This is a genomic window from Gymnodinialimonas sp. (genome assembly GCF_059726805.1).
Map to the genome: position 1 here is coordinate 3,447,060 of NZ_AP041059.1, position 25,945 is coordinate 3,473,004.

20 protein-coding genes are annotated in these 25,945 nt (G+C 64.4%); 12 read left to right on the forward strand and 8 right to left on the reverse strand.

Annotated features, from left to right (window positions below; all coding sequences use genetic code 11):
* Positions 1 to 18: 18 nt before the first annotated feature.
* From AC6I9R_RS16815 to AC6I9R_RS16845, 7 genes are all read right to left on the reverse strand, one after another.
* Positions 19 to 1,398: an FGGY-family carbohydrate kinase gene (locus tag AC6I9R_RS16815; protein WP_461427325.1), complete on the reverse strand. Its 1,380-nt coding sequence runs from the start codon at positions 1,396 to 1,398 to the stop codon at positions 19 to 21.
* Positions 1,395 to 1,709 (reverse strand): L-rhamnose mutarotase, encoded by a 315-nt coding sequence (rhaM, locus tag AC6I9R_RS16820; RefSeq protein WP_461427324.1) that lies wholly within the window; start codon positions 1,707 to 1,709, stop codon positions 1,395 to 1,397. The genes AC6I9R_RS16815 and rhaM overlap by 4 nt, the downstream gene beginning before the upstream one ends.
* A complete protein-coding gene (locus AC6I9R_RS16825) occupies positions 1,709 to 2,707 on the reverse strand; it encodes an ABC transporter permease (protein ID WP_461427323.1) in 999 nt (332 codons plus the stop codon). Before AC6I9R_RS16825 ends, rhaM begins: the two co-directional genes overlap by 1 nt.
* Positions 2,704 to 3,690: an ABC transporter permease gene (locus AC6I9R_RS16830; protein WP_461427322.1), complete on the reverse strand. Its 987-nt coding sequence runs from the start codon at positions 3,688 to 3,690 to the stop codon at positions 2,704 to 2,706. Before AC6I9R_RS16830 ends, AC6I9R_RS16825 begins: the two co-directional genes overlap by 4 nt.
* A complete protein-coding gene (locus AC6I9R_RS16835) occupies positions 3,687 to 5,180 on the reverse strand; it encodes a sugar ABC transporter ATP-binding protein (RefSeq protein ID WP_461427321.1) in 1,494 nt (497 codons plus the stop codon). Before AC6I9R_RS16835 ends, AC6I9R_RS16830 begins: the two co-directional genes overlap by 4 nt.
* Before the next feature lie 108 nt (positions 5,181 to 5,288).
* Positions 5,289 to 6,293: a rhamnose ABC transporter substrate-binding protein gene (gene rhaS, locus AC6I9R_RS16840; RefSeq protein ID WP_461427320.1), complete on the reverse strand. Its 1,005-nt coding sequence runs from the start codon at positions 6,291 to 6,293 to the stop codon at positions 5,289 to 5,291.
* 41 nt (positions 6,294 to 6,334) lie between these two features.
* On the reverse strand, positions 6,335 to 7,135 hold the full coding sequence (locus AC6I9R_RS16845; protein ID WP_461427319.1) for a DeoR/GlpR family DNA-binding transcription regulator: 801 nt from the start codon (positions 7,133 to 7,135) through the stop codon (positions 6,335 to 6,337).
* Positions 7,136 to 7,325: 190 nt separating this feature from the next.
* On the opposite strand from AC6I9R_RS16845, the gene AC6I9R_RS16850 reads away from it, so the two are divergent.
* The 12 genes from AC6I9R_RS16850 (at position 7,326) to cysG (ending at position 25,151) form a co-directional block, all read left to right on the forward strand.
* Positions 7,326 to 9,428 carry a bifunctional rhamnulose-1-phosphate aldolase/short-chain dehydrogenase gene (locus AC6I9R_RS16850; RefSeq protein WP_461427318.1) on the forward strand — a complete coding sequence of 701 codons (2,103 nt, stop codon included), beginning with the start codon at positions 7,326 to 7,328 and terminating at the stop codon, positions 9,426 to 9,428.
* The gene (locus AC6I9R_RS16855) at positions 9,425 to 10,669 is read left to right on the forward strand and encodes an L-rhamnose isomerase (RefSeq protein WP_461427317.1); all 1,245 of its coding nucleotides are present in this window, start codon (positions 9,425 to 9,427) and stop codon (positions 10,667 to 10,669) included. The genes AC6I9R_RS16850 and AC6I9R_RS16855 overlap by 4 nt, the downstream gene beginning before the upstream one ends.
* Positions 10,670 to 10,877: 208 nt before the next feature.
* Positions 10,878 to 11,462, forward strand: coding sequence for an ANTAR domain-containing response regulator (locus AC6I9R_RS16860; RefSeq protein ID WP_461427316.1), 585 nt, complete (start codon positions 10,878 to 10,880; stop codon positions 11,460 to 11,462).
* The gene (locus AC6I9R_RS16865) at positions 11,459 to 12,628 is read left to right on the forward strand and encodes an ABC transporter substrate-binding protein (protein WP_461427315.1); all 1,170 of its coding nucleotides are present in this window, start codon (positions 11,459 to 11,461) and stop codon (positions 12,626 to 12,628) included. Before AC6I9R_RS16860 ends, AC6I9R_RS16865 begins: the two co-directional genes overlap by 4 nt.
* A 273-nt stretch (positions 12,629 to 12,901) precedes the next feature.
* The gene (locus tag AC6I9R_RS16870) at positions 12,902 to 14,260 is read left to right on the forward strand and encodes a CmpA/NrtA family ABC transporter substrate-binding protein (RefSeq protein WP_461427314.1); all 1,359 of its coding nucleotides are present in this window, start codon (positions 12,902 to 12,904) and stop codon (positions 14,258 to 14,260) included.
* A 170-nt stretch (positions 14,261 to 14,430) separates the two neighbouring features.
* Positions 14,431 to 15,501: an ABC transporter permease gene (locus tag AC6I9R_RS16875; protein ID WP_461427313.1), complete on the forward strand. Its 1,071-nt coding sequence runs from the start codon at positions 14,431 to 14,433 to the stop codon at positions 15,499 to 15,501.
* A 7-nt stretch (positions 15,502 to 15,508) separates the two neighbouring features.
* Positions 15,509 to 17,209 carry an ABC transporter ATP-binding protein gene (locus tag AC6I9R_RS16880; protein ID WP_461427312.1) on the forward strand — a complete coding sequence of 567 codons (1,701 nt, stop codon included), beginning with the start codon at positions 15,509 to 15,511 and terminating at the stop codon, positions 17,207 to 17,209.
* Positions 17,210 to 17,214: 5 nt separating this feature from the next.
* Positions 17,215 to 19,650: a nitrite reductase large subunit NirB gene (nirB, locus tag AC6I9R_RS16885; protein ID WP_461427311.1), complete on the forward strand. Its 2,436-nt coding sequence runs from the start codon at positions 17,215 to 17,217 to the stop codon at positions 19,648 to 19,650.
* A 144-nt stretch (positions 19,651 to 19,794) separates the two neighbouring features.
* Positions 19,795 to 20,124, forward strand: coding sequence for a nitrite reductase small subunit NirD (gene nirD / locus AC6I9R_RS16890; protein ID WP_461427310.1), 330 nt, complete (start codon positions 19,795 to 19,797; stop codon positions 20,122 to 20,124).
* A 28-nt stretch (positions 20,125 to 20,152) separates the two neighbouring features.
* Positions 20,153 to 22,783: a molybdopterin-dependent oxidoreductase gene (locus AC6I9R_RS16895; RefSeq protein ID WP_461427309.1), complete on the forward strand. Its 2,631-nt coding sequence runs from the start codon at positions 20,153 to 20,155 to the stop codon at positions 22,781 to 22,783.
* Positions 22,780 to 23,739: a glycosyl transferase family protein gene (locus AC6I9R_RS16900; protein WP_461427308.1), complete on the forward strand. Its 960-nt coding sequence runs from the start codon at positions 22,780 to 22,782 to the stop codon at positions 23,737 to 23,739. The genes AC6I9R_RS16895 and AC6I9R_RS16900 overlap by 4 nt, the downstream gene beginning before the upstream one ends.
* Positions 23,736 to 25,151 (forward strand): siroheme synthase CysG, encoded by a 1,416-nt coding sequence (gene cysG / locus AC6I9R_RS16905; RefSeq protein ID WP_461427307.1) that lies wholly within the window; start codon positions 23,736 to 23,738, stop codon positions 25,149 to 25,151. The genes AC6I9R_RS16900 and cysG overlap by 4 nt, the downstream gene beginning before the upstream one ends.
* A gap of 2 nt (positions 25,152 to 25,153) precedes the next feature.
* Here cysG and AC6I9R_RS16910 read toward each other — a convergent pair whose 3' ends face one another.
* Complete coding sequence (locus tag AC6I9R_RS16910) at positions 25,154 to 25,945, reverse strand: glutathione S-transferase C-terminal domain-containing protein (protein ID WP_461427306.1); 792 nt, start codon at positions 25,943 to 25,945, stop codon at positions 25,154 to 25,156.

The window sequence follows — 25,945 nt, forward strand, 5'->3', positions numbered from 1 at the left end:
TCGCGCCAGCCTGATCACCTACGCGATTGGGTTACGCGCAACCTCGCGCGTCCAACCCTCGGCATATCGACGAAGCAATGGATCCCGCTCGCCGGGCTGGCGCATTGTGTAGGTTGGCGCAACGGCTGCTGTGCCTGTAACAAGCCGCGCGGCGCCTTGGCTGGTTCCTGTGGCGTTCGCGGTCGCCAACACCCGGCACTCCGTCGTGACGGAAAGCATGTCGAGGTAGTCGGGATTGGTTGCGAAGGGGCCTTCCACCACGATATTGCCGCGATGACCGGTCAGCCTCAGACACTCTGCCGTGACAAGCGCGAGGTAATAGGCCGTGGCCAGACTACGCTGCCCCGACCCGCGCGGCGGCTTGGACGGGAGCCATTGCGGCCTGCGACCTTTGAAGGGCCCGGTCGTCGGGGCGACTGCGGGTAGAAGCATGAGGGCTTGGTCCAACACCACCGCCACGTCAGCATCCGACGGGGGCGTGAACGCGCCGTCGATGATGGTTTCAAACTCGCGCCCGCCCATGAAACGTGCCGACGGGGTCGGGTCGCCGAACGCGTTCACATTGACCAGTGTGTCGCGTTCCGGGTCAAGGTCCGGCCCCTGCCCGCCCATCGTCATGGCGATGACCCAGGTGCCGGTCGACACGACCGAGAACGGCGGTTCGCGGGTCATCAGATGCGGCAACAGCGACGCGTTTGAATCGTGGATACCGCAGGTCACCGGCGTGTCGGCGGGCAGGCCAGTGTGCTCGGCGACCGAGGGTGTGACCGGGCCCAACACGTCAGAGGCCATGCGCACTGGCGCAATCTTCTCGGCGATGCCCAAAGCCTCCACCAAGGTGGAGAAGCCGTTTTGCTCAGGCATCCAAAGATCGGTGTGGCACCCCAGCGACGTCCGCTCCGTCGCGGCCACGCCCGTCAGGCGACACGCCCAGTATTGCGGGTAGGTCACGATTTGCGCCGTGCGCGCGCGCAGGCCGGGATCCTGCGCGAACATCCAATGAAGCTGTGCGCCCACGTTCAACCCTCCGGCAAGACGGGCAGAGCCCGTGTCGGCGAAGGGCGGGCGGATCCGATCATAGGCCCCGGCCCTATCGTCCGGGCCGGGATGCTCGTAATCGAGCATCGGCGCCGCCAAGCCGCCGTCCGCGTCCAGCAAGGCACACGACGCCCCATGGGCGGTGATCGAGATCGCGTCGATGCCGTGGCTGGCGTGGAAATCCCGCAGACTGTCGAGGAGGAACTGCCAATGCCCCTCCAGGTCAAAATGCGGCCAGGGCGGGCCGGGCCGCACGATGTTGGGGCGGGTGACCACGGCCACCTCGGCCAATGTCGCGCGGTCCACGAGCGCCAGTTTGGCATTGGTCTTGCCGATATCGATGACGGCGATATGGGTCATCGCATGTGGAACACGGGCGTCAAGGGCGTGGCCACCGGCTCGTTGCTGGGGTGCGTTTCCATGATGTCCGCCATATGGGCCCACCACTTTTGCATCAGCGGATGATCGGGCAGCGCCGCCATGCGGTTGTCGGCTGTGCGCCACAGCACGCCAAACAGAATGTCGGTCTCTGGATCCAGATGGATCGAATAGTCTGACACACCCGCATCACGCAGCAGGGCCACCAGCTCTGGCCAGATCTCATCATGGCGCTTGCGGTATTCATCCAGGCAGCCGGGGTTGAGCCGCATCTTGAAGGCGTATTTCTCCATCAGTTTTTCCACATGGCGTAAAGGCGCGGCAGGGCGATGACGCCGATCAGAAGGCAGCCGATGAAGATCGACATGACGATACCCGGCACGTTCAATAGGCCAAGCCCGAAGGTCACGAGGCCCATGACGAAGGCCGCGATGACAACGCCGGGGATGCTGCCCGATCCACCCAGGATGTTGACGCCGCCCAGGACGACCATGGTCACGATCTCCAACTCCCACCCCAGCGCGATGGTGGGCCGGGTGGACCCGAGGCGCGCGGTCAGGCAGATCGCCGCGACCCCCGCCATCAAGCCCGTCAGCAGGAACAGGATGAACTTCACCCGCGCCACGCGAATGCCACTAAAGAGCGCGCCGGTGGGGTTGTTGCCGATGGCATAGACGCTGCGGCCAAAGTTGGTGCGGTGCAGCAGCACGTAGTAAAGCAGCGCAAGGACGGCGAAGAGCACGAACTCAAACGAGATCACCCACCAGACATAGCCCTGGCCGAAGTAGCTGAACTCGGACGGGTAGCCGCGAAAGCCCTGATCGCCGAGGATGATGTAGGAAATCCCGCGAAACAGGCTCATCGTGCCGATGGTGACCACGATGGACGGCAAGCCGAGGCCCGTGACAAGGAAGCCGTTGAACGCGCCGCAAAGCACGCCCGTGGTCAGCCCAATCAGCACCAGGGGAACGACGCCCACGTCAAATTGTAGCGCGTACCCCATGGCGGTGGAGGCCAGTGCGATGATCGAGGCGACCGAAAGGTCGATCTCTCCGGCGACGATCAGAAGTGCCATGGCGAAGGCGATCATCGCCTTCTCGGTGAAGTTGAAGGTCGCGTCGCTGAGGTTCCAAGCGTTCAGGAAATAGGGCGAAAGGAAAGAGTTGGTGATGAAGATCGCGATGGCCACGGCCAGAAGCAGCGTCTCCCACGATTTGAAGGCTTTCAGCGCCGGGCTTTGCAGGCGGTCGGGGATGTGGCGGCCTAGGGCCTTGGAGGACGTGTCAGTCATGCCTGCGCTCCCGCTTCGGCCCGTTTGAGGATGATCCGCCCCTTCGCGCGGCCCGCGCGGGCGTTGAAGGCCACGGCGATCACGATGGCGGCGCCAGAAATGGCGAGTTGCCAGAACGGAGAGATCCCCACGACCGGCAGCGCGTTCTTGATGATGCCCAGGAAGATCGCGCCCAGGATCGCCCCCAGGATCGTCCCTGCCCCGCCTGCAATCGCGATGCCACCGATGACGCAGGCGGCCACGACCTCCAGCTCGAACCCTTTGGCGATGTCGACATAGGCGACAGAGTAGCGGGCGACCCAAAGATAGCCGGTCAGCCCCGCCAACATGCCCGAAAGAACGAAGGCCCAGAACTGCGTCTTGCCACCGTTGATGCCCGCGTAAACGGCGGCGTGGGGATTGCCACCGACCGCATAGAACGCCCGGCCAAGCGGCGTTCGGGCGATGACCACGAAGAAGACGGCAGCGGTCAGGATCGCAAGCCAGGCCAGAACCGGCAGCCCGAGAATTTCAGCGCGGGGAAAGCCGGTGAAGGCGGGCGACATCTCGTGCGCGTTCACCCAGGCCCCGTCGGAGATGACGAAGATGATGCCTCGGTAGATGGTTAACGTCCCGAGGGTCACGACGATGGGCGGAATGGAAAGCTTCCAGACGAGGATGCCGTTGAAGGCTCCTAGCAGTGCACCCAGCATCAGCGCCACGGCGATGATCACCGGGATCGGCAGATTGGGATAGGCCACGTTGATCATCGCGCAGACCATGCCGGTGAGTGCCAAGTTCGAGGCGACGGAAAGATCAATGCAGCGCGTCAGGATCACGATGGCCTGCCCGATGGCCAGGATGATCAACGGAGACGTGTCGGTGAACACATTCACCAAGTTTGCCGGGTCGATGAACGCTGGAAAACGGCTCGCGATCAGGGCCACGAGCGCGATGATGACGCCGACCAGAAGCGCCTCGCGCGATTTCAGCAAACGCGTCATGGGACCTCTCCAATTCCGGCGGCGTGGCGGACGAGCACTTCGGGGCTCAGCTCTCGGCGCTCCAACTCGGCGGCAATCAAACCTTCGCGCATCACGATCACCCGGTCTGACATGCCAAGGATTTCCGGGATCTCTGAGCTGACCATGATCACCGCAAGCCCCTCCGCCGCCAGTTCCGCCATGAAGGCATGGACGGCGGCTTTGGAGCCGATGTCGATGCCCTTGGTAGGCTCATCCAGGATGATCACGCGGGGCTTGGTCGCCAGCCACTTGGCAATCACGACCTTCTGTTGGTTGCCGCCCGAGAGGTTGCCGACGTCCTGGTCCAATGCTGCGGCGCGCAGCTCCAGCCGCTCGGTGTATTCACGGGCCAGCGCAAATTCATTGGCGAGTTTCAGGAAACCGCTGCGTGAGGTTTGGGCCAGCGACGGCAAGGTCACGTTCTGAAAGATCGGCAGGCCCAGAACCGCACCCTGCTTGCCGCGATCCTCGGGGACATAGACGATGCCATTCTCAATAGCCTGGGAGGGTGAGCGGATCACGCGCTCTTCCCCGGCGATCTGGATCGTCCCGGCAGACGGTTTGGTGATCCCGAAAATAGCCTGCATCAACTCGGATCGGCCTGCGCCGACGAGGCCGTAAAACCCCAGGATCTCTCCCGCGTTCAGGGTCAGGGAAATGTCGTCAAACTCCGTCGGATGCGCGTAACCACTGACGCGCAGAACCTCATCGCCCTTTACGGTCTGGCGCTCCGGGAAGATCTGATCGACCGCGCGGCCCACCATCAACTGAACCAGATCACCCTCGGCGACATCCGCCATCAGGCCCGCGCCGACGTGCTCTCCATCGCGAAACACCGCATAACGGTCCGCGATGCGGAAAATCTCGTCAAATTTGTGAGAAATGAACAGGATCGCCCGACCCTCGGCCTTGAGGCGGTCAACCAATTCATAGAGTTCCTCGATTTCCTTTTGCGACAGCGCCGCCGTCGGCTCGTCCATGATGACGACGCGCGCGTCTACCGACAGCGCGCGGGCAATGGCCACCAGGTGTTTGTTGGCAATCCCAAGGTCTTTCAGCGGCGTTGTCGCGGCCAAAGGCGCATCGATGCGGTCCAGGATCTCTTGCGCCCGCGCGTTCATCGCGGCGGTGTCGATCAGCCCAAAGCGGCCGCGCGGGGCGTGGCCGATAAAGATGTTTTCGGCCACCGATAGCTCATCAAACAGGACCGTTTCCTGATGGATCGCGGTGATGCCCGCCGCGGTCGCATCCTCGGCGGAAGTGAAATTCACCGGCGCGTCATCGACGGAAATCGTGCCGCCATCAGCGCGGTAGATGCCCGTCAGCACCTTCACAATAGTCGACTTGCCCGCGCCATTCTCGCCAATCAGGGCAGTGACTTGGCCCGGGTACAGCTCCAACGAAACCTCGTTGAGCGCCTTCACGCCGGGGAAAGTCTTGGTGATCCCGGCAAGACGAAGGACGGGCATGTCCTGCGCCCCTTCTGTCTCGAGGGCTGGCTGAAGCATTCAATTGTTCCGTGTATTCTGAGGTGCCCGGCGCACCAAAGGCGCGCCGGGTTAAGGAGCGGGCGACGATCAGAAGATCTCGCGGAACTGCTCGATGTTGGAGGCGTCGTAGGTGAACGGCAGGGCCATGGCGCCGGTGGTGGTGTCATCCAGCTCCAACTCACCCATGCGGCCCATCGGGATGACGGCGCCGGGGGCGGCCTCGACCTCATTGGCCGACAACTCGTAAGCCAGCATCGTGGCGGCATAGCCCAGGTCAATCGGGTTCCAGATCGCGAAGCTTTGCGACGCGCCGGACTCGATGGCGCCGGCCATCTCGGACGGCAGGCCAAGGCCCGTGACGTTCACCTGGCCGACCATATCCTGGTCCACCACGGCTTGGGCTGCGGCCACAATGCCCACGGAGGTCGGCGCGATGATCGCGTCCAGATCCGGGTAGGTCTGCATCAGGCCAATGGCCTCGCGATAGGACCGGTCGGCGAGGTCATCGCCATAGACCGTGGCCACGACCTCGATCCCGGGATAATCGCCCATCACGGCATTCATCTCGGCGATCCAGGTGTTCTGGTTGGTCGACGTGGCCGTGGCCGACAGAAGCGCCACTTGGCCGCCGTCGGGTAGGTGATCTGCGGCAAGCTGAATGATCGTCCGCCCGATCAAAGCGTCAGAGGACGGCGCGAGGTGGAGCATCCGGCCCTCCTCCGCGACACCGGAGTCAAACGAAATCACGGCGATGCCACGCTGCATGGCGCGCTGGAGAACGGGCACAAGCGCATCTGGGTCGTTGGCCGAAACGGCGATCGCGTCCACGCCCTGGGCGATCAGCGCGTTGATAACCTCGATCTGCCCCTCGGCGGTTGTCGACGTGGGGCCCGTGTAGATGATTTCCACATTCCCAAGCTCTTCCGCCGCTTCCATCGCGCCATCATTGGCGGCTTCAAAGAAACCGATGCCAAGCGCCTTGACGACCAGGGCGATGCGGACCGGCTCGTGCCCGTCGGCATAGGCCGCGCCGCCTGCCATCATCATCGCGGCCAATGCAGTGCCGCCGAAGATTCTGCGTGTGATACTCATGTTGGTTCCTCCCATTGAGTTAGATCCGTAGGGGTCGAGCGTCAGCTGGACCCGGTTTCCGCCGCGGCGCTTACCTGCGCCACGATCAGTTTGATTTCCGCCGCCTCCAGCATCGCCGCCGCGCGATCAGAGATACCGTCGTCCGTGATCACCACGTCGATCCGGTTGAGCGGGCACAGGACGAGGCTGGAGCGGTTCTCGAACTTCGACGAGTCGACCAGGACGACCAATTCGTCCGCCTGACCAATCAGCTTTTGCTCGGCCTGGATCAGCAGCGGGTCCGCCTCCATCAGCCCCAAGGGTCCAAGGCCTTGCGCGCCCATAAACATACGGGTCGCGGCGAAATTGCGGGTCACGTCATTGTCGAACGGCGACAGGATGATGTTCTGCTCGCGGTAAATGACGCCGCCCGACAGCATGATGGTGTTCTTGGAATTCTTCAGAAGATGCTCTGCAATCGGGAAAGAGTTGGTGAAGATCTGCAGGCGTCGCATCGCCAGCGGATGCACCATCTGAAACGTCGTGGTGCCGCCGTTGATGATGATGGCGTCGCCGTCATCGCAAAGCTCGACCGCAGCGCGCGCGATAGCCTGTTTCTCAGGCCCCCGCATTGTCTCATTCACCGCAAAGGTGCGCCCTGCGAGCCCCACGAACTGCGGCGGCGTCAGGGCTTCGGCCCCGCCCCGCACCCGGCGCAGGCGCTTTTGGGTGTGCAGCGTATTGATGTCGCGCCGCACCGTCGCCTCGGACGCCCCCGTCAGCGCACAGAACTCCGCCACGGTCGCGACAGGACGGTCCTGGACGGCAGACAGAATGACGTTGTGGCGTTCTTTCTCGTGCATCGAATCCTCCCAAATCTGCCTAACCGTGGCCCGTGGTTCGCTCATCTGTCAATCATTAAATGTCATTTCCAATCATTCTGCACCGCAGCATGATTGGAAATGATTATTTGTGATTGACTTATGGATAGGCTCGCCGCAGCTTTAGGTCAGTTCATATGCCGGGCACGCGGGTGTCTGAAGGGGAGGCTTCATGCTGGAAACCACTGAAAAAGCGCGCTTATCCAACCTTTGGGACGCGTCCAAAGCGGCCGCAATGTCCGAGTCGGAAAAGCTGCTCTACCGCTCAAACCTGTTAGGCTCGGACAAGCGGATCACCAACTACGGGGGCGGAAACACCTCTGCCAAGGTCATGGAGACGGACCCTTTGTCCGGCGAGCTGGTGGAGGTGCTTTGGGTCAAAGGCTCAGGCGGTGATGTCGGCTCGATCAAGATGGACGGCTTCGCGACGCTCTACATGGACAAGCTGCGCGCCCTGAAGGGCATGTACCGTGGGGTGGCGTTCGAGGATGAGATGGTGGGCCTCCTGCCCCATTGCACCTTCAACCTCAACGCGCGCGCGGCTTCGATCGATACGCCCCTGCACGCCTATGTGCCGCGCAAACACGTCGACCACATGCACCCCGATGCCATCATCGCGATTGCGGCTGCCGCCGATTCCAAGGCCCTGACCGCAGAGATCTTTGGCGATGACATCGGCTGGCTCCCGTGGAAACGGCCCGGCTATGAGTTGGGTCTTTGGCTGGAAGACTTCTGCCTTAAGAACCCCGACGCGAAGGGGGTCGTGCTCGAAAGCCACGGGTTGTTCACCTGGGATGATGATGCAGAGGCGTGCTACAGGCTGACCGTCGACGTGATCCAGAAGGCAATGGATTGGTTTGCCGAAAAGACCCGCGGCCTGCCCGCCTTTGGCGGCGCGGTGCATGAAAGCCTGCCCGCCGCAGATCGCCGCGCTGTGGCCGCACGGTTGATGCCTGCGATCCGGGGCATGGTCTCGGGCCAGCAGCATATGGTCGGCCATTTTGAGGACAGTGATACGGTTCTGGAGTTCGTGAACGCGCGCGATATGGAAGCCTTGGCCGCCTTGGGCACGTCGTGCCCCGACCATTTCTTGCGGACGAAGATCCGCCCCCTTGTCGTGGGCTTCAACCCGGCGGCCCCGGATGTGGATGCGGTGCTGGACGGCCTGCCCGCCCAGGTCGCGGCTTACCGCGACGCCTATGCGGCCTACTACGATCGCTGCAAACACGACAACAGCCCCGCCCTGCGCGATCCCAACGCGGTCGTCTATCTGATCCCCGGCGTCGGCATGATCACCTTCGCCAAGGACAAGGCAACGGCCCGCATCTCGGGCGAGTTCTACGTCAACGCAATCAACGTGATGCGCGGCGCCAGCGCCGTCAGCACCTATTGCGGCCTGCCCGAGCAGGAGGCCTTCGACATCGAATACTGGCTACTGGAAGAAGCCAAGCTGCAACGGATGCCCGCGCCCAAAACGCTGGCAGGCCGCATCGCCATGGTCACCGGCGGCGCAGGCGGCATCGGCTCCGCAACAGCGGCGCGCTACCTGTCGGAGGGCGCCTGCGTTATCCTGGCGGATATCGATGAGGACGCCCTGGAGGCGACGCGCGCGGCGCTGTCAGACCGCTTCTCCGGCGATGTCGTCCGCGCGGTTGCCATGAACGTCACCAGTGAGGCCGCAGTCTCTGATGCCTTCGCCGCCGCCGCCGTGGAATACGGCGGGATCGACATCCTCGTGTCCAACGCAGGCATCGCCTCCTCCGCGCCGGTGGAAGAGACATCGCTGGCGCTCTGGCAAAAGAACATGGACATCCTGAGCACGGGCTACTTCCTCGTCAGCCGCGAGGCGTTCAAGGTCCTGCGGGTGCAGGACATGGGCGGGTCGATCGTGTTCGTGGGCTCCAAGAACGGCCTGGCGGCCAGCCCAAACGCCTCGGCCTATTGCACCGCCAAAGCCAGCGAGCTGCATCTGGCCCGCTGCCTTGCCCTGGAAGGGGCCGAGGCAGGCATCCGCGTCAACGTCGTCAACCCCGACGCCGTCTTGCAAGGGTCCAAGATCTGGCAGGGCGAATGGCTGGATCAACGCGCCTCCACCTACGGCACCGACAAGGCGGGGCTGGAGCAGATGTACCGCGACCGCTCCATGTTGAAACGCTCGGTCCTGCCCGAGGACATCGCAGAAGCGGCGTACTTCTTTGCCGCTGATCTCTCGGCCAAATCCACCGGCAACATCATCAACGTCGATGCTGGCAACGTGCAGGCGTTCACCCGATGAGCGGCGCTTATAACACCGCCCGCCAGATCTATGCCGATTGGGGCGTGGATACCGAAGCTGCGATGGCCCGCCTGGCGCAGATCCCGATTTCGATGCATTGCTGGCAGGGCGACGACGTTGTGGGGTTCGAGGCCAAGACGGGCGCGTCCAGTGGCGGCATTCAGGCGACGGGCAACCACCCCGGTCGCGCCAGCACGCCTGATGAGTTGCGCGCGGATCTTGAATTCTCCTACGCGCAAATCCCTGGCTCGCACCGGCTGAATCTGCACGCGATGTACCTCGACACCGACGCCACACCAGACCGGGACGAAATTGAATTCGCCCATTTCGCGCCTTGGGTCGATTGGGCGCAAGATCAGGGCTTGGGCCTCGACTTCAACCCGACGTTCTTTGCCCACGCCAAAGCCGACGACAATCTGACCCTGTCGCACCCGGATGCAGGCATCCGTGAGTTCTGGATCGAACATGGGCGCAGGTCCCGCGATATCGCGGCGCAGATGGGTGCAATGCTGGGAAGTGCCTGCGTCAACAACATCTGGGTGCCGGACGGCTACAAGGACATCCCCGTGGACCGCATGTCGGCACGGGCGCGGCTGGAGGCGTCCCTGGACGCGATGCTTGCCCCGGACCAGGACCCGTCCCAGATGCTGGACGCGGTTGAAAGCAAGCTCTTCGGCATCGGGGTCGAGGCCTGCACCGTCGGCAGCCACGAGTTCTACATGGGCTACGCCATCCGCAACAAGACGCTGCTGTGCCTGGACATGGGGCACTTCCACCCGACCGAGAACGTGGCCGACAAGCTGAGTTCAGTGGCCCTGTCACTCGATGAAATCCTGCTCCACGTCTCACGGCCCATGCGGTGGGACAGCGACCATGTGATCTTGCTGAACGACGATATTCTGGCAATGGCGCAGGAACTGGTCTTTGCCGATCTGTTGGAGCGCACCCGCATCGGCCTCGATTTCTTTGATGCCACGATCAGCCGAACGGCCGCCTGGGTCATCGGCACACGCAACATGCAAAAGGCACTGCTGCGCGCGCTGTTGATGCCACGGGACATGCTGAAATCAGCGGAGGCCGACTTGGATTACACCCGGCGTCTGATGGTCACGGAAGAGGTCAAAGACCTGCCCGCCAGCGCCGTCTGGCAGGAGTTCTGCGACCGCCATTCCGCCCCGGAAGGCAAAGCCCTTCTGGACGTTTTGGACAGCTATGACCGTACCGTGGCGTCGCGGCCCTAATCCGAGCGTCAGACGGTCGTGATGAGCGTCTCGACAAGGTCGCGCAGTCCACATTCACCCGCTGCGCAGGGTCAGCTCGTTTTCCGCAAGGTCGTTCCCGAGGCCAAATCGGTGCAAAATGCCTAAGGATTACGCGGTTGGCGAAATGACGAGGCAAAACCATCTTGCAGCGGTTGCTGGCTGCCCCCGGCCCTGAATACTCCGCCCCATGAACAGCGCACTTTCAATCGTCGTGGTGGAGGAAGACCGGGATCGGGCCATCGCCATCGTCGACGCCCTGCGCGAGACCGGCACCCATGAGGTCAATGTGATCGGCGATCTGTCGGGGCTGTCGCGCAAGATCGCGGCCTTGCATCCCGACATCGTGCTGATCGACATAGATCACCCCACCCGGGACGTGATGGAGGAACTGACCCTCGCCTCCGGCCCCCTAGAGCGCCCGATTGCGATGTTCGTCTCGGGCGCGGCAAGCGGGTTGGCCAAGGCCGCGGTCGAGGCGGGCGTGTCGGCCTATGTCGTGGATGGTCTGCATCCCGACCGGCTCAAACCCGTCATCGACGCGGCAATTGCCCGGTTCCAGATCATGCGCCAGATGCGCACAGAACTTGATGAGACCCGCCGTGCCCTGGAAGAGCGTAAGGTGATCGATCGTGCCAAGGGCCTTTTGATGAAGGCCAAACAGATCGACGAGGAAAAGGCCTATGCCATCCTGCGAAAGGCCGCCATGGATCAGGGCCTTCGGGTGGCAGAGGTTGCCCAGTCTCTCGTCACGGCAGCGGATCTGCTGCGATGAAGACGGTGACGGTTTCTGCGGCCTATGTGCCCCTGGTCGACGCGGCGCCGCTTATCGTGGCGCAGGAAATGGGATTTGCGGAAGCCGAGGGGATCGCCCTGGACCTGATCGCCGCCCCGTCGTGGTCGTCGGCGCGCGATATGCTCGCGTTCGGGCGCGTAGATGTCGCGCATCTGTTGTCGGTCGTGCCCGTCGCCATGGCCTTGGGGCTCGGGGGCATCGCAAACGCGATGTCGGCGGTGTCCGTCCTATCGATCAACGGCAACGCCATCGGCGTCAGTCGCACGCTGGAAGCCAAGCTGCGAGCCCTCGGGCACCCGTTTGGCTTTGATGATGCCGCCGCCGCCGGGGCTGCCCTGGCCAAGGCAGCGCCCGAAGGCCTGACAATCGGGGTCCCCTTCCCCTTCTCCATGCATGTGGAGCTGGTCCATATCTGGCGCGCGGCGACGCCTTTGTCTGCGGTCCCCATGGAAATCCGTACCGTCCCGCCGCCGATGATGGCGCAGGCCCTGGCCTCGGGTGAAATCGACGCCTTCTGCGTCGGCGAGCCCTGGGGGTCGGTCTGCGTCGAAGACGGGGTGGGCGCGCTGTTACTGCCCGGGCGCGCGATCTGGAGCTTCGCGCCCGAAAAGGTGCTCGCGACCCGCGCGGAGTGGGCCGAGACAGAGCCGCATTTGCTCAGCCGGGTGATGCGCAGCGTGTGGCGTGCCGGCCGATGGCTGGCCGACCCCGCGCGGCGGACGGCAGCGGCAGAGCTCTTGTCGCGACCCCACTGGTTGGACGTCCCCTCCGAAGTCGTGGACCGGGCCCTGACGGGGAAGCTGGCAATTTCGCCCGGCGGCGAGATGCGCGATGTGCCGGGATTTCTTGAGTTCCACCGCGGCGCGGCCAGTTTCCCATGGCGCAGTCAGGGCAAGTGGATCGCCCACCAACTTGCAGTGCGCACCGGCATGGACCCAAGCGAGGCAACACGGCGGGCGGCGGGCGTGTTCCGAAGTGACCTCTACCGCGCCGCCCTTGAAGGCACCGGCGCAGATATGCCCGGCGCGTCCGAAAAACTCGAAGGCTCCCTCATCCACCCCACGGCTGTGGCGTCGACGCGGGGGCGGATGATATTGGAGCGGGATGTGTTCTTTGATGGGCGCATTTTTGATCCTTCTGCGTGACCGCGCCCATTTTTTGGGCACCAGCGCCGGGCCGATGCGGCAGCGCAGCAATTCCACCCCTCTCGATCCGCTTTTGGCTTGAACGACTCGCCCCCCGGTGCTTCCCATATGGGGCACGAAGGCAATGGCGTCTTCGGCCCGAATTTCCCAAAGCACGGGATTGCTGAGCAAAGCCGCTCGAATGTGTCGCCCCTCCCGCGATGCTTTCGGCGGCTTTTTGTCATTTGCACACGGCGCGCAGACGCCACACGCACCAGCCAGGAGACGATCCATATGAAACGGATTCTCACAGCCCTCATTACCACCACCGCCCTTGCCGGCCCGCTCGCCGCCCAGGACCTTGAGATTGACGAGCTGACCTTCGGCTTCATCAAACTCACCGACATGGCCCCGCTCGCCATCGCGTACGAGCTTGGCTATTTCGAGGACGAGGGCCTCTTCGTCACGCTGGAGGCCCAGGCCAACTGGCGCGTGCTGCTGGACGGGGTCATCGACGGCACGCTCGACGGCGCGCATATGCTGGCGGGCCAGCCGATTGCCGCCACCATCGGCTACGGCACCCAGGCCAATATCATCACGCCCTTCTCCATGGACCTTAACGGCAACGGCATCACCGTCTCGAACGAGGTGTGGGAGCTGATGCGCCCGCATATCCCCTCGATGGACGATGGCCGCCCGGTTCACCCGATCAGCGCCAGCGCCCTTGCGCCGGTGGTGGAGCAGTACCGCGAGGAAGGCACGCGGTTTGACATGGGCATGGTTTTCCCGGTCTCCACCCACAACTATGAGATCCGCTTCTGGCTCGCCGCAGGCGGCTTGAACCCAGGTTTTTATAGCCCCGAGGACATCACCGGCACGATTGACGCGGACGTTTTCCTGTCGGTGACGCCGCCGCCGCAGATGCCTGCGACGCTCGAAGCCGGGACCATTTTCGGCTATGCCGTGGGCGAGCCGTGGAACCAACAGGCGGTCCAGCGCGGGATCGGCGTGCCGGTCATCACCGACTATCAGCTGTGGCCCAACAACCCCGAAAAGGTCTTCGGCATCACCGAAGAATTCGCGGAAGCCAACCCCAACACGACACAAGCCATCGTGCGCGCCCTGATCCGCGCGGGCATGTGGCTGGACGAGAATGACAACGCCAACCGCGAAGAGGCCGTGTCGATCCTGTCATACCCGGAATACGTGGGCGCGGACGAAGAGGTGATCGCCGCATCGATGACCGGCACGTTCGAGTTCGAGCCCGGCGACGTCCGCGACATCCCCGATTTCAACGTCTTCTTCCGTTACTACGCGACCTATCCCTACTACTCGGACGCGGTCTGGTACCTGACGCAGATGCGCCGCTGGGGCCAGATCCCCGAGCAGATGCCCGATGAGTGGTACCACGAGGTCGCAGCCCAGGTTTACCGCCCTGACATCTACCTGGAGGCCGCGCGCAGCCTGGTTGAGGACGGCATCGCGCTGGAGGAAGACTTCCCCTGGGACACCGATGGCTTCCGCCCGGTCGAGACCGAGATGATGGGGGGCGTCGACTATGATGGCCGTTTCCCCAACGCCTATATCGACGCGCTGGAGATTGGCCTTTCGGGTGACGAAGTGGTCGTCGACGGCGCCGTCACGGGCGGCTGAGCTCCAAGAATGCTGCGGGTGCGAAGGCGCGCCCGCAGCAGATGCCTCATTATTGTGCGCCGATTTCGGGACGTCACAGGCCGTACACACCCTGTACACAGCCCGTACACCGACATTGCCGCGCGAACCGACTCTCTGCCCTGCCGCAGTGCAGCTAAAGGACCCGAGACATGACCACCGTAGACCCCAACTTCGACGCAGAGCGGGAGGCCCGCCGCGAGCGTGCTTTCACGCGCATCAACAAGGCCGATGGCTGGCTGCGGGTGCTGGGCCTGGCCTGGATCACACCGATGCTGCGCATCGCGGCGGGCGACAACCCGCGCGCCCAGGGCGGCGAGATCTGGCGGCTTCTGGGCGTGCCGCTTCTGGCAATCGTGGGCTTCCTGACGCTATGGGCGACGCTGGCGCCGACCGTCCAGACGTCCCTCGGGGCGATCCCCGGCCCCGCGCAGGTGTGGGAGCAGGTGATCAACCTCAACGAAGATGCCGAGCGCACGCGCCAGCGCGCCGCCGACTTCTACGAGCGGCAGGAGACACGCAACGCCGACCGCATCGCTGCGGGCGAAGAGCCGCGCCCGATCCGCGACTTCACCGGCGCGCCCACGTACTACCAACAGATCTGGACCTCAATCACGACAGTGTTCTTCGGCTTCCTGATCGCCAGCGTCATCGCCATTCCCCTGGGCATCGCGGCAGGCCTTTCAGTGACAGCAAACGCGGCGCTGAACCCGATTATTCAGATCTTCAAGCCGGTCAGCCCGCTGGCGTGGTTGCCGATTGTCTCCATCGTCGTCTCGGCCCTGGCCGCCGACGACGGCTTGTTTGAGAAGTCCTTCATGGTCTCGGCCATCACGGTCACCCTGTGCTCCCTTTGGCCGACGTTGATCAACACGGCGCTGGGGGTGGCGAGCATCGACAAGGACCTGGTGAACGTGTCGAAGGTGTTGAAGATGGGCACCTGGACGAAGATCCAGAAGCTGGTTCTGCCAAGCGCGCTGCCGCTGATTTTCACCGGATTGCGTCTGTCGCTGGGTGTGGGCTGGATGGTGCTGATTGCGGCTGAGATGCTGGCGCAGAACCCCGGACTTGGCAAATTCGTCTGGGACGAATTCCAGAACGGATCCTCGCAAAGCCTCGCCAAGATCATGGTCGCGGTGCTGACCATTGGCATCATCGGCTTCCTGCTGGACCGGCTGATGTTCACGATCCAGTCGCTGTTCACGTTCACCAACAACCGCTGAGGGCACCATGGCATTTCTTGAACTGAAGAATGTGTCCCAAAGCTATGGCGAGACGCCGGTTTTGAAGGACATTAATCTGGAGATCCAGGAGGGCGAGTTTGTTGTTTTGCTGGGCTTTTCTGGGACTGGAAAGACGACGCTGATCAACCTGATGGCGGGCCTTGAGATGCCCACAAAGGGGGAGGTGTTTTTCAAGGGCACGCCGGTGACGGAGCCGGGGCCCGAGCGCGGCGTGATCTTCCAGAATTACTCGCTGATGCCCTGGCTGACGGTGGCGGGCAACGTGGGGTTGGCCGTGGACACGATGTTCGGGGGCCTGTCCAAGGCGGAGCGGTCCGAGCGGGTGGCGAAATACGTCGACATGGTGGGGCTGACGCCCGCCATCGGGCGTCGCCCGGCGGAGCTGTCGGGCGGGATGCGCCAGCGGGTGAACGTGGCGCGGGCGCTGGCGATGGACCCGGAGATGTTGCTGCTGGATGAGCCGCTGAGCGCGCTGGACGCGCTGACGCGGGGCAATCTGGCCGAAGAGATCGAGCGGATCTGGGAGGCCGACAAGAAGACCTGCGTGCTGATCACCAATGACGTGGACGAGGCGATTTTGCTGGCGGATCGGATCATTCCGCTGAACCCCGATGGGACCTTGGCCGAGGCGTTTGAGGTCAGCATTGCGCGGCCAAGGGATCGCATTGCGATGAACACGGACGCGGAGTTCAAGCGTCTGCGGGCCGAGGTGACGAAGTATCTGATGGACGTGGGGATTGAGGCGAAGGTGGAGGGCAGCCGCGAGTTGCCGGACGTGACGCCGATCCACGGGGTGCCCGTGGCGGTCGCCAATGCGGCGCAGTCGGCGCTGGAGGAGAAGTACCTGGAGTTTTCCAAGGTGCATAAGGTCTATCCGACGCCCAAGGGGCCACTGACGGTGGTGGAAGACTTCGATCTGAAGCTGCGGAAAGGCGAGTTCATCTCGCTGATCGGGCATTCGGGGTGCGGGAAGTCGACCGCGCTGACGATGGTGGCCGGGCTGAATGAGATCTCCAAAGGGGCCATTAAGCTGGACGGTCGCGCCGTGGAAGGCGCGGACCCGGAGCGGGCCGTGGTGTTCCAATCGCCGTCGCTGTTCCCCTGGCTGTCGGCGCGCGAGAATTGCGCGATTGGCGTGGACAAGGTCTATCCCAATGCATCGCGGGCCGAGCGGCAGGATGTGGTGGAGTATTACCTGGAGCGGGTCGGGCTTGCCGACGCGATGGACAAGACTGCGGCCGATCTGTCGAACGGGATGAAACAGCGCGTGGGCATCGCGCGGGCGTTTGCGCTGTCGCCGAAGCTGCTGCTGCTCGATGAGCCGTTCGGGATGCTTGACAGCCTCACTCGCTGGGAGCTGCAGGAAGTCCTCATGGAGGTCTGGTCGCGCACCAAGGTGACGGCGATCTGCGTGACACATGACGTGGATGAGGCCATTCTGCTGGCCGACCGGGTCGTCATGATGACCAACGGGCCACAGGCGACCATCGGCAAGATCACCGACGTCAACCTGCCGCGTCCCCGCACGCGCAAGGCGCTGCTGGAGCATCCGGATTACTACAGCTACCGCCAGGACGTGCTCGATTTCCTGGAGGAATACGAGCATGGGGCCAAGCCGAAGGCGCCCCCAACGGGCGGCACTCCGACCGCGCCCAAATCCCCCAAAACAGCCATCGCAGCGGAGTGAGTGACATGACCAAGCAAAAGCTCGTCGTGATCGGCGCGGGCATGGCCTCGGGCCGGGTGTTGGAGCATCTGACCGATGCCGCGCCGGACGCCTTTGACATCACCCTGTTCAACGCCGAGCCGCGCGGCAACTACAACCGGATCATGCTGTCGCCGGTTCTGGCGGGCGATCAGACCTATGCCGACATCGTCACCCATGACGATGCCTGGTACGCCGAGCGCGGCGTGGCCTGCCGCTTTGGCGAAAGGGTGCTGGAGATCGACCGCGAGGCCAAGATCGTCCTGGGCGAAAACGGCCATGTGCCCTACGACAAACTGATCCTCGGCACCGGGTCGGACCCCTTCATGATCCCCTTGCCCGGCCACGATCTGGACGGCGTCATCGCCTACCGCGATCTGGAGGACACCGAACGGATGATGGGCCTTCAGCCCGGCCAGAAGTGTGTCGTGATCGGCGGCGGCCTGTTGGGCCTTGAGGCGGCAGCGGGCATGGCGGCGCGGGGTGTCGAGGTGACCGTCGTGCACATCATGGGCCATCTGATGGAACGCCAGTTGGATGAGGCCGCCGGCTACTTGCTGCGCAAATCACTGGAGGAGAAAGGGATCACGATCTGCCTTCAGGCCAATTCCAAGGAGATCCTCGGAGAGGACGGACAGGTCAAAGCGCTGCTTCTGGACGACGGGACGGAGCTGCCCTGTGATCTGCTGGTCATGGCGGTGGGCATCCGACCCAATGTCGCCCTGGCCAAGGCGTCCGGCCTTGCCGTCGGGCGCGGGGTGCATGTGGACGACCAACTCTGCACCTCGGACGCGGCGATTTACGCTGTGGGCGAATGTGTGGAGCATAATGGAGCGGTGTTCGGTCTTGTCGCCCCTCTCTATGACCAAGCCCGTGTTTTATCTGACACGCTGCTGGGGAAAGATGCTGCATTTGTGCAAAAGTCCCTGTCGACCAAATTGAAGGTCACGGGCTGTGATTTGTTCAGCGCCGGCGATTTCGCCGACGGCGAAGGACGCGAGGACATTGTATTCCGCGACCCCGCGCGCGGGGTCTACAAGCGCCTGGTCATCGAGGGCACGGCCCTTGTCGGGGCGGTGATGTACGGCGACACCGCCGACAGCAACTGGTTCTTTCAGCTGATCAAGGACGGCACCGACATCGAAGAGATGCGGGAGACGTTGATCTTCGGACCTGCGTTCCAAGGGGGGGACACCGCGGACCCTCTCTCAGCCGTTGCAGCCTTGCCGCTTGATGCGGAGATCTGTGGCTGTAACGGCGTTTGCAAAGGCACGATTGTAGAAGCGATCGAGGGCGGCGCGGGCGATCTGGGCGCGGTGCGCGCCACCACCAAGGCCAGCGCGTCCTGCGGGACCTGCACCGGGCTGGTGGAACAGCTTCTTCAGGTCACCCTGGGCGATGAATTCAAGATGCCCACGGCACAGCCGGTATGCGGCTGTACCGAGCACACCCATGAGGACGTGCGGCGGCTGATCAAATCCATGCCGCTCAAGAGCCAGGAGGCGGTGTGGCAGGAATTGGGGTGGACGTCGCGCAACGGCTGCCATGTCTGCCGCCCGGCGATCAATTTCTACCTGCTGGCCGATTGGCCGCTGGAATATCAGGACGACCCGCAAAGCCGGTTCATCAACGAACGCAAGCACGCAAACATCCAGAAAGACGGCACGTTCTCGGTCGTGCCGCGCATGTGGGGCGGGATCACCACCGCCAATGAGCTGCGCGCGATTGCCGATGCCGCGGATAAATATGCGGTGCCGACGGTGAAGGTGACGGGGGGGCAACGGATCGATTTGCTCGGCGTGAAGGGGGAGGATCTGCCCGCCATCTGGGCGGACCTGAACCGCGCGGGCATGGTCTCGGGCCACGCCTATTCCAAAGGGCTGCGCACGGTGAAGACCTGTGTGGGGACCGATCATTGCCGGTTTGGGACCCAGGATTCGACAGGGCTGGGGATCAAGCTGGAGCAGGCGTTGTGGGGGTCCTGGACGCCGCACAAGGTGAAACTGGCGGTCTCGGGCTGTCCGCGCAATTGCGCCGAGGCGACCTGCAAGGACGTGGGCATCGTCTGTGTCGACAGCGGCTATCAGGTCGGCGTCGGCGGCGCAGCGGGCATGGACCTGAAAGAAACCGAGCGGCTGTGCGATGTGCCGACCGAGCAGGAGGCGATCGATGTGACGGTGGCCTTTGTGCAGCTCTACCGCGAAAACGCCAAGTACCTGGACCGACCCTACAAATGGCTTGTGAAAGTGGGATTGGAGTGGGTGCAAGAACGGATTGCCGACCCGGACGAGCGGGCGCGCCTGATTGCGGCGTTTGAGTTGTCCCAGAGCATTTATCGTAAGGATCCCTGGGCCGAGCATGCGGCGGAGCGGGCCGAGCAATATCAGCCGATGGCCGATTTGACCCTGGAGGCCGCGGAATGAGTTGGTATTTCCCCCCAGCCTGCCTTTCGGCAGGCCAGGGCGACCCATGCGAGGGGGGCAAGCCCCCCTCGCGCTCCCCCCAAATTGAGGGGCCAGCCCCTCAAACTCCCCGGGATATTTTTGGAACGAGGAAGGGGGCGCGTCATGCCTTGGATTGATATCGGTGCGATTGAGGCGATCCCCGAGCGGGGCGCACGGTTGGTGAAGACCGAGCTTGGCTGCGTGGCGGTGTTTCGCACCGGGGCGGAGGAGGTTTTTGCCGCGTCCAACACCTGCCCCCACAAGGGCGGGCCCTTGGTGGAGGGGATTGTCCATGGGCAATCGGTGACCTGCCCGCTGCACAATTGGGTGTTCGACCTGAACTCGGGTCAGGCGGTGGGTGAGGATGGGCGCGTTGCGACCTATCCCGTGCGGGTCGAGGCGGGGCGCGTGTTGATCGATGGTGCTGCCCTGGCAGCGAGGCAGGCGGCGTGAGGGTCGCGTCGCGCCGGGGGGCGGCATGATGGACGGCACGGTGCCACAGCCCGAGGTCCGGTCCACCTGTCCCTATTGCGGTGTGGGTTGCGGCGTGTTGCTGCGCCCCGATGGGGCCGGCGGGCTGGCGGTGCGCGGTGATCCGGAGCATCCGGCGAACCACGGGCGGCTCTGTTCCAAGGGAACGGCCTTGGGCGAGACGGTCGGGTTGGGGGGGCGTTTGCGCGCGCCTGTCGTGAATGGATTGGAGGTCGGTTGGGACGACGCGCTGCAGGTAGTGGCCGACCGGTTTGCCGCGACTGTGGCGGAGCACGGGCCCGACGCGGCGGCGTTCTACGTCTCGGGCCAGCTTCTGAGTGAGGATTATTACGTCGCCAATAAGCTGATGAAAGGGTTCATCGGATCGGCGAATATCGACACGAATTCAAGGCTTTGCATGGCGTCGACCGTGGCGGGGCACAAGCGCGCTTTCGGCACGGACACGGTGCCGGGGACCTATGAGGACTTGGACCAGGCGGATCTGGTGGTGTTGGTCGGCTCAAACCTCGCGTGGTGTCATCCGGTTTTGTACCAGCGGGTGAGGGCCTCGGGAGCGAAGGTGGTGGTGATTGACCCGCGCCGGACGGCGAGTTGCGACGGGGCGGAGATGCATCTGGCGATTGCGCCCGGCGCGGATGTGGCGCTGTTCAATCGGCTTTTGGCGGCGATCTACGAGGGCGGCGCCTTGGACAAGGCGTTTTTGGCGCAGACGAACGGGTTCGATGACGCGTTGCGCGCCGCGATGAACGAGGGCGGCGCGACGGGGCTGACCGAGGCGGAGATCGCGGCGTTTTGCAGGTTGTGGATCGGGACAGAGAAGGTCGTGACGATCTTCAGCCAGGGCGTGAACCAGTCGTCCTCAGGCTCTGACAAGGTTAACGCGATCCTGAATTGTCACTTGGCAACGGGTCGGATCGGGAAGCCGGGGATGGGGCCGTTCAGCGTGACCGGGCAGCCCAACGCCATGGGCGGGCGCGAGGTGGGGGGGCTGGCCAATATGCTCGCCTGCCACCTGGACCTGGAGAACGCTCAGCACCGCGCGGCGGTGCGGGGGTTCTGGCAGGCGCCGCAGATGCCCGAGGCGCCGGGGCTGAAGGCGGTGGACATGTTCCGCGCCGTGGACGATGGCCGGATCAAGGCGCTGTGGATAATTCACACCAACCCCGCCGTCTCCATGCCCGAGGCGGACGCGGTGCGTGACGCCATTGCCGGGTGTGATTTCGTCGTCGTCAGCGATGTGACCGGCGCGACGGACACGGCGCGGCTGGCCGACGTGCTTCTGCCCGCCACGGCCTGGGCGGAGAAGGACGGCACGGTCACCAACTCGGACCGCACGATCAGCCGCCAGCGCGCGGTTCTGCCCGCGCCGGGCCAGGCCCGGCCCGATTGGGCGATCCTGGCCGAGGTCGGGCGGCGGATGGGCTGGCGCGCGGCCTTTGACTACGCGAGCCCGGCGGAGATCTTCCGCGAATATGCCGCCCTCTCCGGGATCGCGGCGCGGTTTGGGCGAGACTTCGACATCTCGGGCCTGAAAGATTTCGGCGACGCGGAATACGACGCCTTTGAGCCGACCCGCTGGCCGGTGCCGTCGGGCACCGACGCCCGCCCCAACGGCGGGCGCTTCTTTGCGGATGGGCAGTTTTTTCACCCCGATGGCAAAGCCCGCTTCCTGCCCGTGACTGCGCGCGCGCCTGCCGCGGCCCCGACAGCGAGTTACCCCTTTGTGCTGAACACCGGTCGGGTCCGCGACCAGTGGCACACGATGACCCGCACCGGCCTGAGCCCGCGTCTTTCGGGTCATCTGGCGGAGCCCTACCTTGATATTCATCCCCGGGACGCCGCAGTTCTTGGGATACAGCCCGCCGACCTGGCGGAGGTCACGAGCGCCCACGGCAAGGCCATCCTGCGGGTACGCCTGACCGAGGATGTCGCCCCCGGGCAGCTGTTCGCGCCGATGCATTGGACCGGAGAAACCGCGCCCACGGGCCGGATCGACGCCCTTGTCGCGGCGGCCACGGACCCGGTCTCGGGCCAGCCAGAAAGCAAGGCGGCGGTCGTGTCGGTCAAGAAAATGGAGGCCGCGTGGTACGGCTTTGCCGTCTCGGCCAACCCGATGAGGCTGGAGTCTGATTACTGGGCCGTTGCGGCCAGCGAGACGGGCACGCGGTCTGAGCTGGCAGGGTACGCCATGCCCGCGGATTGGGAGGCCACCGCGCGGCGCATGTTCGCCCTGCCCGATGCGACCGCGACCATCTACCAGGACGCGGCCCGGGGCACGGCGCGCATCGCGTTTGAACAGGACGGACGGCTGATGGCAGCGCTCTTCGTCTCGCCCACGCCAGTCGCGGTGATGCGCGACTACATCGCCACCCTGCCCGGCACCTTGACGCCCGGTGTCCTGACGGGCCGTCCCCCGGCCGATTTCGTCGATCCCGGCGCGGTGGTCTGCGCCTGCTTTGGGGTCGGGATCAACACGATCACGGCTGCGATTGAGAGCAAGGGGTTGATGGATGTGGAGGCCGTGGGTGCGGCACTGCAGGCGGGCACCAACTGCGGGTCTTGCAGGCCGGAACTGGCGGCTCTTTTGGCGCGGGTGTCGCACAGGGAGGCGGCGGAATGAGCCTCGCGCCTCATGTGGCAACCCTGGGGCGCGGGCCGGGACGGTCACGCTCCTTGACCCGGGCGGAAGCCGAGGCGGCGATGACGCTGATGCTGTCGGGCGAGGCCGCGCCAGAGGCTGTGGGCGCGCTGTTGATGCTGTTGCGCATGAAGGGAGAGGTGGCCGGGGAGATCGCGGGCTTTGCCCATGCCGCGCAGCAGGGCTGCGCATTCTCGGTGCAGGCAGATCTGGATTGGCCAAGCTATGCGGCGGGGCGCACGCGCGGGCTGCCGTGGTTCCTGCTGTCGGCGCGGCTGGTCGCGCGGGCCGGGCACCGGGTGGTACTGCACGGGTGGAATGGCAGCGATGCGACCGTGCGCGCGCATCTGGAGGAGGCAGGCATCCCGCTGGCCAGAACGGAGGCGGAAGCCGCACGCGCCATGTCCAAGGGTGGCATCGTGTATCTGCCGCTGGAAGACCTGCACCCGGCCCTGTTCGATCTGCTCGCGCTGCGGCCCGTTCTGGGCCTGCGGTCCTGCATCAACACGGTGGCGCGGATGTTTAACCCAGCGCGGGCGCGGGCGAGCGTGCAGGGCGTGTTCCACCCCTCGTACCGGTTGCTGCAAGCGGATGCGGCAGCACTGCTGGGGTGGGAGGCGTTGAGCGTCATCAAGGGCGGCGGCGGGGAGTTTGAGCGGCATCCTGGCAAGCAAATCGGCGGATTCGGCCTGCGCGGGGGGCAGCCGTGGGAAGACGCCCTGCCCGCCCTTTGCGACGACACACGTCGTTTGGCCGAGGTGGCGCCCGGGGTTGGCCTGGGCGCGCTATGGTCAGGCGGCGCGCGTGATGCCTTCGCCGAGGCCATCGTGATCGGCACGGCGGCGCTGGCGCTGGATACGCTTGGGATAAGTGATGCGGCCCAGGACGCGCACAGCCTTTGGTATGACAGGCTTGACGCACAAGAGGACGCGGCATGAAGAGTTTTCCGATGTTTTTCCGCACCACAGGGCGGCGCGTTGTCATCGCGGGCGGCGGCGAGCAAGCCGCGCAGAAGGCGCGTTTGATCCTGAAAACAGATGCGCAGATCGTACTGGTTGCGCCCGAGTTGGACGCCGAATTGGAGGCGCTGGTTGCGGCGGGGCGCGCGACGCACGATGCCGAAGCGGCGCGGCCCGAGACCTTTGAAGATGCCGCCATGGCGTTCATCGCCACGGGCTGTCCCGGCTGGGACGCGGCGCTGCACGGCTTGGCGCAGGCCGCGCGGTGCCCAGTCAACGTCGTGGATCGACCGGACCTGTGCGATATCATAACGCCGTCCATCGTGGACCGTGATCCGGTGGTGGTGGCGATTGGCACCGAGGGCACGGCGCCGGTTCTGGGCCGCGATCTGAAAACGCGGATCGAGCAGATGCTCCCCCTCAGCATTGGCGGGTTGGCGGCGCTGGCCGGGCGCTTGCGGCCTGCCGTGGCCGAAAGGGTGCCCCGCGCGGGACGCCGCGCGTTCTGGGCCTGGGTTTTCAAGGGCGGCCCCCGGGATGACTGGACCAAGGGCGCTGAGCGCGAGGCGGCCCGGCAGATCAAAGCGGCCATCGCCAAGGGCGGCGCGCCGGAGGAGCACTCCAAGGGCTCCATCGCCTTGGTCGGCGCGGGTCCCGGCGCGCGGGACCTGTTGACCCTGCGCGCCGTCGAGCGCCTGCAGGAGGCGGATGTGATCTATTATGACCGTCTGGTTGACCCGGAGGTGCTGGAGCTGGCGCGGCGCGATGCGGAGCGGGTGTTTGTGGGCAAACACGTGGGCGCCCATACCTGGCCCCAGGGCCAGATCAACCGCGTGATCGTGGCCGAGGCCCTGAAGGGGCGTCGCGTGGTGCGTTTGAAATCCGGCGATCCGGGCATCTTTGGGCGCGCCGGGGAAGAGATCGACGCGGCAGAGCGGGCCGGGGTGACCATCGAGGTTGTGCCCGGCGTCACCGCCGCGGCCGCTGCCGGGGCGGCGATGGGCAGGAGTCTGACCGAACGGGGGCAATCGGATACGTTGATCCTGACCACGGGGACCGGGTGCGATGATGCTGCCGCGCCCGATTGCACACGTTTTGCCGGGCCTGGCACGACGACGGCGATCTATATGGGCGCGCGCCAGGCCACGCGGATCTGCCAGGCCTTCCATGAACGCGGCCTGCCGATGAGTGCCCCGGTGGAGGTTTGCGTCGATGCCTCTAAACCCTCGCAGAGGGTCTTCCGGGCGCCCCTGAGCGACCTGCCGGAGCGCTTGCGTTCCGAGAACATCCAGGGCTCCGCGATCCTGTTGTTCAATTGGCCAAAGGGGGTCGGGGACGTCCGCCTTGATGCGCCAGAGGCTGTGGACCTGCCTGCGTTGAAGGCAGGCTAAGGCTAGACCTGTAGCAATTGCGACGGGCGGTGCGTGTCATACATGCGTTGGATGAAAAGGCCCGTGGGGCGCTGGCGCAGGTTCTGGTAGATCTCTTGCATGAAGACCGGGCACTTGGCGTGGTTGGGGAGCATCCCGTGATAGCCCTGGGCGAGGATCATCGGCCCCAGCGACGCGGCGGTGGCAAGGTCCACATAGGTCATGCGATCCCCCATCAGATAGGGGCGTCCGTCCGAGAGCATGTCATCGAGCTTGTCGAAGCAGGAGTAAATCTCCGTCAGGGAGGCATCGGCGACGCCCTGGTCCAACTTCAGGCCCTTGTACATGGCGAAACGGATCAGGCGGAAGGCCAGAAGGCAGGTCAGTTTCTCGTACCACGGCACTTTCGTTGTGAGCGACGGCCAGACCACCCATTTGTATTTCAGGAAGTTCCAATAGGACCAATTCACCACGTCGTTGCCGATCTTGAGGTAGGTGTAATTGGTGAGGTCTTCGACCTGGGCGGCGAGTTCAGGCTCGGTCGTGGGATCCGGAAAAAGCTTCTTGTCATCGGGCGCCGTGGGCTCGAACAGATGCGCAATGGGGCGGCCCCCGGCGGTCTTGGTCTTGCCATCCTCGGCCACATAAAGCGGATATTCCTCGGGGCCGACACCCCAGTATTTCAAGGCCAGAACGTGGAAGATCGGCGCGTGGGGGCGTTCGGTATAGGCGACATCGTAGTGCGCCAGAAGCCACCGGCCCAGATCGACACCCGATGAGGGCAGCAGCGTGATGAGAAGCGGTTTGGTCGCCAT